The sequence below is a fragment of the Kitasatospora sp. NPDC001095 genome, assembly GCF_053598615.1.
This window is the reverse complement of record NZ_JBSFKQ010000094.1, coordinates 1-12,176: the sequence shown is the minus strand read 5'-3', so window position 1 is coordinate 12,176 and position 12,176 is coordinate 1. Positions and strand designations below refer to the sequence as shown.

Sequence of the window (12,176 nt, the reverse complement as noted above, 5' to 3'; positions counted from 1 at the left end):
CGCGCCCCCTTCCGGAGCCGCCGTGCCGCCGGCCCGCTTCGCCCCCGGCTTCCGGCAGGCGCTGTCCCGCCCGATCGCCCTCGGTCCGGCCGCCCGGGGCACGGGGCGCCAGGCGCGGCTACGGGATTCAGCGGATCGGGCGGAGCATCACGGTCAGCCGGGGCGAGTCCGGCGTGGGCTGCTGGGTGTTGAACGCCCGGTAGCCCCAGGCCTCGTAGACCCGCTGGACCTTGCCGTCCCCGGCGAGCGGGTTCACCATGAGCGTGGCTCGGCCCTCGGCGCGCCCGGCCAGCAGCGCGTCGTGGATACGGCGGGCGGCGCCGGTGCCGCGCCAGGGGGTGCGGACGCCGATCTCCTTGACGGCCAGGGCCGGGGTGTCGGTGAAGCCGTGGGGGAGGGGCTCGCCCATGCGCTTCCAGTACCGGTCGCCGGCGTCGACGGTGTTGCCGTAGGCGTACCCGACGGGCAGTTCGCCGTCGTAGCCGAGGACGAGCTCGAAGCCGGGGTCGGCGGTGTGCCGGTCGAGGCGTTCGACGAAGGCGGCGAGGCAGTAGTTCGGCCGGTGCAGCAGCGGGGCCCGCACGTCGGCGTAGACGTCCAGCAGATCCTGCCGGGCCTCGGGGGCGAGGGAGGTGTGGTGGCGCAGTTCGACGCTCACGCGGTGGTCCTCCAGGTGGCGTGGGTGTGGGCGGCCCGAGTCCGGTCCGGTGTGCCGCCGGGCGCCGGGTGTTCTTCAGCACCGCATGAAACCAGGCCTCCCACCCGGCGCACAGGCTTCGCCCTGGCGAGCCGGTTCGTGACACGGCCCGCCGGAACAGTACGAGGACCGTTGCCCGGAAAGCGCCGGACAGATCCATGCGGTCGGTCATGAGCGGTTCGGCGAGGACGTCAGGGGACGTCCTCGCCCCACTAGGCTGCGGCTGTGACGATCAAGGCTGTGGTGTTCGACGTCGGGGAGTGCCTGGTCGATGAGACCCGGGAGTACGGCACCTGGGCCGACTGGTTGGGGGTGCCGCGGCACACGTTCGTCGCCCAGTTCGGGGCGGTGATCGCGCAGGGCCGGGACTACCGGGAAGCCTTTCAGATCTTCGCCCCCGGCTTCGACCTCTACGAGGAGCGGGAGAAGCGGGCGGCTGCCGGCCGGCCGGAGACCTTCGGTGAGGAGGATCTCTATCCGGATGTCCGGGGTGCCTTCGCCCGACTCCGGGCGGATGGTCTGTGGCTGGCGATCGCCGGTAATCAGACCGTGCGGGCCGGGGCGATCCTGACCGGCACCCACATCTGACGATTGATCAGTATCGGTCAATACTTGACCGTTTGCGATCTCAAACGGAGAAAGCGGAGTATCGCATTCCCTTCGTGACTGAGCTGTGTAGATTCCTGACCGGTTCGGGTGACAGCGCAAGCCGCCATGCCCCCGCAGGAGTTCTTCACCGGTCGCGCTCTGCCCCACGCACCGGCGCGGGCGCGGTGGACGCACGCTGTGCCCGCTTCCGCACGCCCTATCGCAGGCCGAACCGTGCACCGACCATGGGCACGCGAACCGTCACTGACCGTTGCCGAGCGCCTCCGGGGTGCCCGGCGACACCACCGAGAGGACCTTGATGGGCATATCTCCGCGCACACGACTGGCCCGCCGGCTCGCCGCCGTCGGCACGGCCCTGCTCGCCGTGCTCGCCGTCGTCCCGCTCGCGGCGGCCCCCGCCTCGGCGGCGGTCGCCGCGAGCCCGATCTGCCTGAGCGGCAGTTTCCAGTACGACTACCAGAACGCGGAGGAGGGCTCGGGCAAGCCCACCCGGACCAAGCCCGTCCGCAACGCCAACGTCGAGCTGTGGGGCCGGGAGAAGGCCGCCGACACCCCGCACGTGCTCGGCGCCTACGGCCTCACCGCCGTGTCCGACGGCGGCTTCAACCTCTGCTACACCCCCACGACCACCACGACGATGAACAGCATGTGGGTGCGGTTCTACTCCGAGAGCACCAGGATGTGGAAGGTCCTGTCCCAGGGCTCCCTGTACACCGTGGACTCGCCGGTCCAGCAGAACCTCTCCGCGAGCGCCTCCCTCGGCGTCATCAAGCCCCCGGCCCAGACCTCCCGGGCCTGGCACGTCCTCGACACCCTCAACCTCCTGTGGTGGGGCCGCAACAACCCGGTCAGCTCCTGCTGGAGCGCCCACGAGCCGAACAGCGGCTCCTGCACCGAGCTCTCCGTCGTCTGGGGCCCCGGCGCGAGCAGCGGCCCGGTGTACGACCTCAACAACACCGTCTACCTCTCCGACGCCGACCCCGACTCGGAGCACACCGTCCTGCACGAGGGCGGCCACTTCCTGATGCACCGCCTCTTCAACGGCGCCTGGCCCCCCGACAGCGTCTGTGCCTCGCACTACATCTGGTCGAGCGCGGGCCGCCCCTGCGCGTGGGTCGAGGGCTTCGCCGACGCCGTCTCCGCCTACCTGCTCGGCGACAACCGCTACGTGTGGTCGAACGGGAGCAGCACCGAATTCACCTACGGCAGCGGCTGGGACACCGGGGACACGGTCTCCGGCAACATCTCCGGTTCACTGCTCGACCTGTGGCGGCAGGTCGACGGCGGCTGGCAGGGCACCCTCAAGGCGCTGACCGACCGCACGCCGGGCACGTTCGCCGACTACTTCAAGACCGTCCGCCCCGCCGTCGTCCCGCCGCTCGCCACCACCGGCGCGGCGCTCGACCTGCTGGCCAAGCACACCATCTACTACGCGCCCCTGCCCGTCGGCGACGGCCGGTCCCACTACCTCTCCAACGGCGGCAACCTCGTGCTGTCGCACGAGGGCGGCGGTTGCATGGTGCTCCCCCCCAGCTACGCCTCCATCTACAACAAGAGCTCGTCCGACCTCGGACAGCAGTGGCGGCTGGACACCAACGCGGACGGCACGGTGCGCATCCACGACGGCTGCAACCCCTCCCTCTCCCTGACGTCCAGCGGTTACCCGAGCTACCGCGTCGCGGTGAAGCCGTCCGACGCACAGTCCGCGTCCCAGAAGTGGCAGGTCACCCGGAACGACGACGGCAGCCTGAAGATCACCGACCCGAACACCGGCTACGTCCTTGACACCCCCAGCAACCAGTCCGGCATGGGCGCGACGCTCACGGCGCCCTCCGCGACCAGCCTTACCCAGCGCTGGACCACCCGCGACTGACCTGACGTCGACCGCCCGCGAAGCGGGCCGGGGAAGCGTGCCGGGGAAACGCGCCGGGAAAACGCAGAGAGACCGCTCGGGCCACCAGGGCCGGGCGGTCTCTGCTGTTCGGACGGACCCATGCGCCAACACGGCCCGCTGCCGATGTTCCCGATTGTTGGAGTGAACAGCGCCCCGGGTTCCGAACCCGCGAGTCCGGATGACGCCGCACTCCGAATCGTCACATCCAGCCAGGGGGCTCACAAGGGCGTGCTGCACAAAGGCGCATCAAAATTCGGTTTCAGTTCGCTGAACTGTGCTTCTCTGGTAGAGCATTCACGAGATTGCGGCGAGTGGCCGGGACCGTGGCGCATCAATCCGCGCGACGTTCACGGAACCGATTGGGATTCACCCATACGCCTGACAGAGTGTGATGCCACCGGGCACCCAGTGCGACGCCAACCGCACAAGTGCCCGCCAGTTGGAGTGGACAGTGATATGGAGGACTCCTCGATGAAGAGGAACCGGAACAAGCGCATCCGCACCCGCACCACCCCGTGCGCGACGGCGGACCCGGTACCGCTGCGCCCGTACGGGACGGCCGTGGTCGTCGTGGTCGTCCTGGCGGTCACGCTGGCCGCCGCCCTGGTGGCGACCGGCATGTCGGCCGGAGCGGCGCTCGAACTGGCCACCGGAGGCTGCCTGTTGGCCGCCAGGCTCCGACGGGAGCGGGTCTAGGAAGAACGCCTGCCAGCGATGGGACGCCGAGAGAACCCGATCGAGGCGACCGAGCCGGCGCTGGGCCGGCTGGCCGCCTGGCTGCGGGAGCAGCGCGAGCAGGCCCAGTTGACGTACCGTCAGCTCGCTGCTCGGACCAACTACCACCCCACCACCCTGCAACGGGCCGCCGGCGGGCGCTCCGTGCCGAGCTGGAAGGTCGTCGAGGCCGTCACCCGCGAATGCGGCGGCGACCTCAAGACCGCCCGGCGCAAGTGGGTCCAGGCCAACTACTGGGCCCACGTGCCCCGCCCCTCGGGCAGCCGCAGACTGCGCGCGCCCCGGCGGATCGACCCCGAACAGGCCGACTCCTTCGCCGACCTGCGCCGCGCGATGCACGAGATGCGCCGCAAGGCGGACTGGCCCTCCCTGCGGGAACTGGACCGCCGGGCCCGCGACCGGGGCGGACGCCTGCCCTCCAGCACGCTGGCCCTGGTCCTCAAGGGCGAGGCCCCGCTGCGCAAACCCGTGTTCCTCGCCTACATGGAGGTCTGCGGGGTCAGGGAGGCCCGCCGCGCCCTGTGGGCGGCGGCCTGGGACCGGACGAACAACGCCCGCACCCCGCTGCCGGTCAACTCGCGCACGCACCACAGCGAGTTCGCCCGGGCCATGCAGTCCTCCAGCGCCGGCACCTCGACGGACATCCTGTTCCGCCTGTGGGTGACCCTGCGCAACAGCCTCGCCGCCGAACGGGACGAGGGCCCCGGCCACCCCGCCACGGCGGGCCGCGAAGGCACCGACGACAACCCGTCGGTGCTCGTGTGACCCGGTCCGCGGCCGGAGCGCGCCACCCGCGCCCCGGCCGCGGACCAGCACCCACCCGCGCCACCCCGGGACACCACCATGCCGACACCACCACGCCGTTCGGCCACCCCCGGGCCCGCCCTGGGCCTGTGGGCGCTGCACGACCTCCACCTGCGCCACTACCTCGACTACGCCGCACTGCTCCTGGCGCCCGCCGACGCGCCCCTGGCCGTCCGCGCCGCCTTCGAGGAACTCAGCGGCCACTGGCTCGACGCCCTGGCCACCGCCAGCCCCACCGCCTGCGCCTGGCAGGCGGTGCGCCGCCGCGTCTGCGCCCAGGCCGGCCCCCGGCCGCTGGGCCCGGTCGCCCACCTGACCGCCGCCCAGCAGGACGTCCTGCTGCTGCACCTGGTCCTCGACCTGTCCGCCGCCGAGGTCGCCGCCCTCACCGGCACCGAACCCGCCGCCGTCCACGTCCAGCTCCGCTCCCTGGCCGCGGCCCGCCGCTGACCTGGCAGACGCGAGGTCGAAGACGGCCGCTACGGCGCGGGCGCGTAGCCGCGGGCGCGGACGAGGTCGTGGGTCAGCCCGGTGAACGCGCGGGCGGCGGCACTGAGGTAGACGCCCTCGCGGTGCAGGAGGGCGACGGTGCGGGTGGGCAGCGGCGGGTCGAGGGGGACGGGGGCGAGGTGGGGGTGGTCGTGGGCGATGGCGTCGGGCAGGACGGTGGCCAGGCCGGTGCGCCGGACGATCTCGGTGAGGGCCTGGATCGAGTTGGCCTCGACCGCGATGCGCGGGACGGCCCGGTGACGCTCGAAGTAGGCGTCGATGTGGCCACGAGTGGCGAATCCGCCGGTGAGCAGGGCGAGTTGCTCGCCCTGGAGGGCGTGGACCGGTAGTGGCGTGGGCATCGCCTCGGCGCGCGCCGTGCCGGTGACGAGGCTGAGGGCCTCGGTGAACAGCCCGGCGGCGGCGATGCCGGGCAGGTGGGCACCGGCGAAGGCGATGCCGACGTCGAGGTCGTCGGCGAGCAGGGCCGCTTCGATGCGCTCCTGGGTCATCTCCGCGAGGGTGAGGCCGATGCCGGGGTGGCGGGCGTGGAGCTCGGCGGTGAGCGGCCCGACCAGGTAGGCGGTGAAGGTGGGGGTGACGCCCAGGCGCAGGTGGCCGCGGGAGAGGTCCTGGACGTCGTGGACGGCGCGCTCGGCGGCGGCCAGGTCGCGCAGCGCGCGCCGGGCATGGTCGGTGTAGACGGCGCCGGCGTCGGTCAGCCGCACGGCGCGGCCGGTGCGGTCCAGCAGCTGCACGCCCAGGGTCCGCTCCAGTTGCTTGACCTGCTGGGAGAGCGTGGGCTGGGAGATGTGCAGCTCCTCGGCGGCGCGGGTGAAGCTGCCGTGTTCGGCGACGGCGAGCAGGTAGCGCAGGTGACGCAGTTCGAGAGCGGCCATGGCACCACTGTAACCACATCTATAGATGAGGCCAATGAATCCCATGGTCAAAGGCTCTTGGACACTATAGGAGCAGGTCATGCATGGTGGATCCCACCAGCCCACAGGGCCGATCACCACCCGAAGGGAGTGACCGTGCAGGACCTCACCGACGGCGTCGCCCGATTCCAGCGGGACGTCTTCCCGGCCAAGGCGCAGCTCTTCGCGCACCTCGCCACCCACCACACCCCGGACACGCTGTTCATCAGCTGCTCCGACGCCCGCGTCGTCCCCGAGCTGATCACCGGCACCGAACCCGGCGACCTGTTCGTCATCCGCACCGCCGGCAACCTCGTACCCGCCCACAGCCCCGAGGCCGACGGCGTCGCCGCCAGCATCGAGTACGCCGTCACCGCGCTGGGCGTGAAGGACATCGTCATCTGCGGCCACTCCGCCTGCGGCGCGATGACCGCCCTCGCCCAGGGCCACGACCTCAGCGCCGCCCCCGCGGTCGCCACGTGGCTGCGCCACGCGGACGCCTCCGTGGCCCGCACCGCCGCCGACGGCGACGTCCCCGCGCTGGTACGCCAGAACGTGCACGCCCAGCTGGCGAACCTGGCCACCCACCCCTCGGTCGCCCGCGCCCTCGCCGAAGGCAAGGTCGCCCTGCACGGCTGGGTCTACGACATCCCCACCGGCCGGGTCGAGGACCTCACCGCCGCCCCCGCGCTCGCCGCCTGACCACCACACCCCCTCCCCTTCCCCCTTCCCGCGTCCCCCCGTCTGCGGGTGACACACCCCCCCGAAAGGACGTACCGATCATGGTGCACGCCCAGGCCGGCCAGACCGCCCGCGAGACCCTCGCCGACAAGGCCGTCGAAGCCAAGACCCGCAAGAACCTGTCCTGGAAGCAGATCGCCGAGGCCTCCGGCCTGTCGGTGGCCTACACCACCGCCGCCGTCCTCGGCCAGCACCCGCTGCCGGAGCCGTCCGCGAAGGCCGTGGCCGAACTGCTCGGCCTGGACGACGACGCCGCACTGCTGCTGCAGACCATCCCGGTCCGCGGCTCGATGCCCAACCGCATCCCGACCGACCCGACGATGTACCGCTTCTACGAGATGCTCCAGGTCTACGGCACCACCCTCAAGGCCCTGGTCCACGAGGAGTTCGGCGACGGCATCATCTCCGCGATCAACTTCCGGCTCGACGTGAAGAAGGTCGCCGACCCGGACGGCGGCGAGCGCGCCGTCATCACCCTCGACGGCAAGTACCTGCCGACCAAGCCGTTCTGACGCACCGACAGGACGAAACGCGACACGCTGGTCGGCAGCGGGCGGGCCGGGAGCACAGCCATCCGGCCCGCCCCATCTCTCTCAACTCCGGAGGAACACCGTGGACTTCGCCCAGCGCACCATCGACATCGCCCGCCAGAACGTCGCCGAAGGCGGCCGCCCGTTCGCGACCGTCATCGTCAAGGACGGCCGGATCCTCGCGGAGAGCCCCAACAAGGTCGCCCAGACCAACGACCCCACCGCCCACGCGGAGATCCTCGCCATCCGCGAGGCCTGCACCAAGCTGGGCACCGAACACCTGACCGGCACCACCATCTACGTGCTCGCCCACCCCTGCCCGATGTGCCTGGGCTCGCTGTACTACTGCTCGCCGGACGAGGTCGTCTTCCTCACCACTCGCGACGCCTACGAACCGCACTACGTCGACGACCGCAAGTACTTCGAACTGGACAGCTTCTACGCCGAGTTCGCCAAGCCCTACCAGGAACGCCGGATGCCCATGCGCCACGAGCAGCGCGACGCCGCCGTCGAGGTGTACCGCTTCTGGCAGGAACGCAACGGCGGCGAGCGCCGCGTCGCGGGCGCCCCGACCGCCGAACGACCCGAGTGACCGGCGACCCGAGTGACCGAGAAACCGGCCCGGGCCCCACCGGGTATCCCGCCGGGTCCGGGCCCACTGAGCCCGGCAGCGGGCCGGAGCCGTAGACGTTGACGGGGCGCCCTCCGCCGGAGCGGGCGCCGCGGCGTCAGGAGGCAGGCGTGCTCAGGTTCCACGGCGCATGGCGGATCACCGTCGTCGGCAGGAGCGCCGACTACGACCAGCGGGCGGTCGTCCGCGGCGCACACGGACTACGGGTGCTGCCCGGGCGGGTCGGCGCCACCATCCAGATGGACGAGGACAGCTGGACGCTCTCCCTCGAACACCACCTGCCCGGCCGCGGCTGGCAGCCCAACCTGCGCACCACCCCCGGGCCCGTCACCGAACACGGCGGCCTGCGCAGCCAGTTGCTCACCAGCAACGACCGCCACTGGCCGGGCAAGCCGCTCGACTACGTCAACTTCGTGCTGCGCCTGGACCAGGGGGCCGCCCCGGCGCGCGCCGCCCGTGCGGCGCTGCCGTCGTCGTTGCTGCCGGCATCGTCGCCGCCGTCGTCGCCGCCGTCTTCGCCGTCGTCCTCGGAGGCAGGCGGGTGGGCCGCCTGGTAGCCCGCCGGCACCACCTGCGGCCGCGGCGGCACGACTAAAGTCCCAGGTGAGAACCACCGCGCCCGAGGAGACTCCACCATGCCGACCGACCCCGCCGCCACCCCGACCCCCGCCCCCGCCGCGCGCCCGCACCCCGCGCGCCTCGGCCTGGGCACGGCGGCCGTCGGCCGGCCCGGCTACATCAACCTCGGGCGCGACACGGACCTGCCCGCCGACCGCACCGTCGACGCCCTGCGCGAGCGCACCCACACCCTGCTCGACGCCGCGTACGCCGCCGGCGTGCGCTACCTCGACACCGCCCGCTCCTACGGCCGCGCCGAGGAGTTCCTCGGCCAGTGGCTCGCCGAACACCCCGAGGCCGCGGCCGAGGTGACGGTCGGCAGCAAGTGGGGCTACACCTACACCGCCGACTGGCGCACCAGCGGAGTCGCCGCACACGAGGTCAAGGAACACTCCACGGCCGTCTACGACCGCCAGCTCCGCGAGACCCGCGCCCTGCTCGGCGACCACCTGGACGTCTACCTGGTCCACTCCGTCACTCCCGACAGCCCCGCCCTCACCGACCCCGACCTGCACCGGCGCCTCGCCGCCCTCGCCACCGAAGGCGTACGCGTGGGCCTGTCCACCAGCGGCCCCGCCCAGGCCGACACCATCCGCCGGGCCCTCGCCGTCACCACCGACGGCCGACCCCTGTTCACCGCCGTCCAGGCCACCTGGAACCTCCTGGAGACCTCCGCCGCCCCCGCCCTCGCCGAGGCCCACGCGGCCGGCTGGCTCGTCGTCGTCAAGGAGGGCATGGCCAACGGCCGCCTCGCCGGCCGCAACGCCACCGGCCCCGACACCGCCCCCCTGCGCACCCTCGCCGCCCGCACCGGCACCACCCCCGACGCCCTCGCCCTCGCCGCGGCCGCCGCCCAACCCTGGGCCGACACCGTCCTCTCCGGCGCCGCCACCCCCGCCCAACTCACCTCCAACCTCGCCGCCACCACCCTGCGCCCCACCCCCGAGGACCTCGCCGCCCTCGCCACCATGGCGGAGCCCGCCGAGGCGTACTGGCGCACGCGGGCGGGGCTGCCCTGGTCCTGAGCCCCTGAGGTCATCGCCGCGGTGGCGGAGCCACCCCCGAGGACCTCGCCGCCGCGTGGGAAGTCGGCGGGGTCGACTTCTCGTGCTTGAGGCCGTGCCGCGTCCTCCAGGCGCCCCGGGGGAGCCCGGCGGTCCTTGTCGGTGGTGGCGCCTACGGTGAGCCGCATGACCGAGCACCCGGACCTCGCCACCGCCCTCGCCGCCCTGCCCGTCGACCTGCCGCCCGGTCGTACGGTCGCCGAGGACGAGGGGCGCCGGCCGCTGCTGTGGATCAGTGACGCCCCCGCGCCCGCCGGGCTGTGGCGGCAGCTGCACCGCGCCCACCCGCAGACCGGACTGTGGCCGCTGCTGCTGAGCCCGCTGGACGGCACCGGCCCGGACTACCGGCCCTGGCTGTCCGGCGAGCTCCACCAGACCGACGCCGCCATACCCGACCTCTACGACCCGGCCGCCCTGCTGAACACCTGGTGGAAGCAGGTCGACGAGGACGAGGACGGGGAGACGGACGAGGACGCCGAGATCATCGACGAGTCCCTCGCCCCCTACGGCCGCACCTGGCCCGGCCTCGCCCCCGCCGCCACCGTCCCGGACGGCGCCGCCGGCGCCGAGGCCCGGGAGCTGGCCGAGGTACTGTGTTCCGTCAAGGACGTCCGCCTCGGCCTGGTGCGGGCCGACAGCGGCGCCCACGCACTCGCGGTGTGCGGCTGGAGCGGCCCCACGAACCACGAGAACGACATCGCCAAGATCGCCGCCGTGCTCGCCGACTGGGAGCGCCGCTTCGGCGCCCAGGTCGTCGAAGTCGGCTTCGATACTCTGGTGCTGAGCGTCCCCGTGCCGCCCGACACGCTCGCCGCGGCGCTTCCGCTGGCCGCCGAGCACACCGCCTTCTGCCCGGACCTGGTCTTCCAGGGCTCCGGCAGCCTCACCGAGTACGCCGAGGAGCTGGTGGGTGCCCACCAGTGGTCCTTCTGGTGGGACTGACCTGACCTGCTCCCCGGGGGAGGGGAGGACGGGGGTACGGACCCGGGCGCACGGACCCGCCCGGCGTCCGCCGTCGGCCGGTGTGGCATGCTGCGCCGGGCCGCGAACCAGGCCCGATCACCGACCACCCCACCCCCGAGGAGCACCCCCTGAACACCGCCTGCGCCGAAGTCCTGTCCGCGGGCCTGCTGCTACTTGTCCTGATCTGCGCCGTCGCCCGCCCCTGGGGCTGGCCGGAGGCCGCCGCCGCGGTGCCGGCCGCCGCCCTGCTGGTGGCGACCGGCGCCGTCCCGTTGGAGCACGCGACGGCCGAGGCCGCCCGCCTCGGCCCGGTGATCGGCTTCCTGGCCGCCGTCCTGGTGCTGGCCAAGCTCTGCGACGACGAGGGACTGTTCCGCGCCTGCGGGGCCTGGATGGCGCGCAGCGCCGCCGGCCGCCCGCGCCGGCTGCTGGTCCAGGTGTTCGTCGTCGCCTCGGCGGTCACCGCGGTGCTCAGCCTGGACGCCACCGTCGTGCTGCTCACCCCGGTCGTCCTGGCCACCGCCGCCCGCCTGGGCGCCCGGCCCGGACCGCACCTGTACGCCTGCGCCCACCTGTCGAACACGGCGTCGCTGCTGCTGCCGGTCTCCAACCTGACCAACCTGCTGGCCTTCACCGCCAGCGGCCTGAGCTTCGGCCGCTTCGCCGCCCTGATGACGCTGCCGTGGCTGGCGGCCGTCGGCGTCGAGTACCTGGTGCTGCGCCGCTGCTTCGCCACCGACCTGGACGCCGCCCCCACCGGGGCCGCCGACGCCGCACCGGCCCCCGCCATGCCGCTGTTCGCCCTGGTCACGGTGGGCTGCACGCTCGCCGGGTTCGGCCTCGCCTCCGTGCTGGACGTCAACCCGGCCTGGGCGGCGGCCGCCGGCGCCACCGTCCTGGCCGTGCGCGCCCTGGCCCGCGGCCACGCCACCCCCGCGACGGTGGTGCGCTCGGCGGCCCTGCCGTTCCTGGCGTTCGTCCTCGCGCTGGGCATCGTGGTGCGCGCGGTCGTGGACAACGGCCTGGCCGCCGGCCTGGCCCACCTCGTGCCCGCCGGCACCGGGCTGCCGGCCCTGCTCGGCATCGCCGCGCTGGCCGCCGTCCTCGCCAACGCCATCAACAACCTGCCCGCCACCCTCGCCCTGGTGCCGCTGGCGGCCCCGGCCGGGCCGGGTGCCGTCCTCGCGGTCCTGCTCGGGGTGAACATCGGCCCCAACCTCACCTACGCCGGCTCGCTGGCCACCCTGCTGTGGCGCGGCATCGTCCGTGACCGCGGAGTGCCGGTGGACCTGCGCGAGTTCACCCGCCTGGGCCTGCTCGCCGTCCCGGCCACCCTCACCGCCGCGGTCCTGGCCCTGTGGGCCTCCCTGCACCTGATCGGGACCTGATGGGCACCTGATCGGGACGTGACCGGAGCCGGCGCGCGGGGGGTGGCCGCAGCCCGGCGGGGGCGCGGCGGGGGCGCGCGCCGCCGCAGCGCGCCC

General features: G+C 73.3%; 13 protein-coding genes and 1 pseudogene. 12 read left to right on the top strand and 2 right to left on the bottom strand.

What is annotated here, in order from left to right; translation table 11 throughout:
* Positions 1–127: 127 nt before the first annotated feature.
* Complete coding sequence (locus ACWDBB_RS35605) at positions 128–658, bottom strand: GNAT family N-acetyltransferase (protein WP_449793550.1); 531 nt, start codon at positions 656–658, stop codon at positions 128–130.
* A gap of 279 nt (positions 659–937) precedes the next feature.
* Here ACWDBB_RS35605 and ACWDBB_RS35600 point away from each other — a divergent pair.
* From ACWDBB_RS35600 to ACWDBB_RS35580, 5 genes and pseudogenes are all read left to right on the top strand, one after another.
* Positions 938–1,267 (top strand): annotated as a pseudogene (locus tag ACWDBB_RS35600) (haloacid dehalogenase); the annotation flags it as partial.
* 337 nt (positions 1,268–1,604) lie between these two features.
* Positions 1,605–3,179, top strand: a complete 1,575-nt coding sequence (locus tag ACWDBB_RS35595; RefSeq protein WP_449793549.1) for an RICIN domain-containing protein — start codon at positions 1,605–1,607, stop codon at positions 3,177–3,179.
* A gap of 492 nt (positions 3,180–3,671) precedes the next feature.
* The gene (locus ACWDBB_RS35590; protein WP_449793548.1) at positions 3,672–3,896 is read left to right on the top strand and encodes a hypothetical protein; all 225 of its coding nucleotides are present in this window, start codon (positions 3,672–3,674) and stop codon (positions 3,894–3,896) included.
* 18 nt (positions 3,897–3,914) lie between these two features.
* Positions 3,915–4,700: a helix-turn-helix domain-containing protein gene (locus ACWDBB_RS35585; protein WP_449793547.1), complete on the top strand. Its 786-nt coding sequence runs from the start codon at positions 3,915–3,917 to the stop codon at positions 4,698–4,700.
* A gap of 78 nt (positions 4,701–4,778) precedes the next feature.
* Positions 4,779–5,189, top strand: a complete 411-nt coding sequence (locus ACWDBB_RS35580; protein ID WP_449793546.1) for a sigma factor-like helix-turn-helix DNA-binding protein — start codon at positions 4,779–4,781, stop codon at positions 5,187–5,189.
* Between the two features lie 29 nt (positions 5,190–5,218).
* Here the strand turns inward: ACWDBB_RS35580 and cynR are convergent, their stop codons facing one another.
* Complete coding sequence (cynR, locus tag ACWDBB_RS35575) at positions 5,219–6,127, bottom strand: transcriptional regulator CynR (protein ID WP_449793545.1); 909 nt, start codon at positions 6,125–6,127, stop codon at positions 5,219–5,221.
* A 135-nt stretch (positions 6,128–6,262) separates the two neighbouring features.
* Here cynR and ACWDBB_RS35570 point away from each other — a divergent pair, with 135 nt between their 5' ends.
* The 7 genes from ACWDBB_RS35570 to ACWDBB_RS35540 all read left to right on the top strand — a co-directional run bounded on the left by ACWDBB_RS35570 (position 6,263) and on the right by ACWDBB_RS35540 (position 12,080).
* Positions 6,263–6,847 carry a carbonic anhydrase gene (locus ACWDBB_RS35570; protein WP_449793544.1) on the top strand — a complete coding sequence of 195 codons (585 nt, stop codon included), beginning with the start codon at positions 6,263–6,265 and terminating at the stop codon, positions 6,845–6,847.
* 80 nt (positions 6,848–6,927) lie between these two features.
* The gene (gene cynS, locus ACWDBB_RS35565; RefSeq protein WP_449793543.1) at positions 6,928–7,398 is read left to right on the top strand and encodes a cyanase; all 471 of its coding nucleotides are present in this window, start codon (positions 6,928–6,930) and stop codon (positions 7,396–7,398) included.
* A 100-nt stretch (positions 7,399–7,498) separates the two neighbouring features.
* Positions 7,499–8,008 (top strand): nucleoside deaminase, encoded by a 510-nt coding sequence (locus ACWDBB_RS35560; RefSeq protein ID WP_449793542.1) that lies wholly within the window; start codon positions 7,499–7,501, stop codon positions 8,006–8,008.
* A 149-nt stretch (positions 8,009–8,157) separates the two neighbouring features.
* Positions 8,158–8,604, top strand: coding sequence for a hypothetical protein (locus tag ACWDBB_RS35555; RefSeq protein ID WP_449793541.1), 447 nt, complete (start codon positions 8,158–8,160; stop codon positions 8,602–8,604).
* A gap of 78 nt (positions 8,605–8,682) precedes the next feature.
* Positions 8,683–9,690 (top strand): aldo/keto reductase, encoded by a 1,008-nt coding sequence (locus ACWDBB_RS35550; RefSeq protein ID WP_449793540.1) that lies wholly within the window; start codon positions 8,683–8,685, stop codon positions 9,688–9,690.
* Positions 9,691–9,855: 165 nt separating this feature from the next.
* Entirely contained in the window at positions 9,856–10,671 is an 816-nt protein-coding gene (locus ACWDBB_RS35545) for a DUF4253 domain-containing protein (protein WP_449793539.1), read from the top strand.
* A 149-nt stretch (positions 10,672–10,820) separates the two neighbouring features.
* A complete protein-coding gene (locus ACWDBB_RS35540) occupies positions 10,821–12,080 on the top strand; it encodes an SLC13 family permease (protein ID WP_449793551.1) in 1,260 nt (419 codons plus the stop codon).
* Positions 12,081–12,176: the final 96 nt, after the last annotated feature.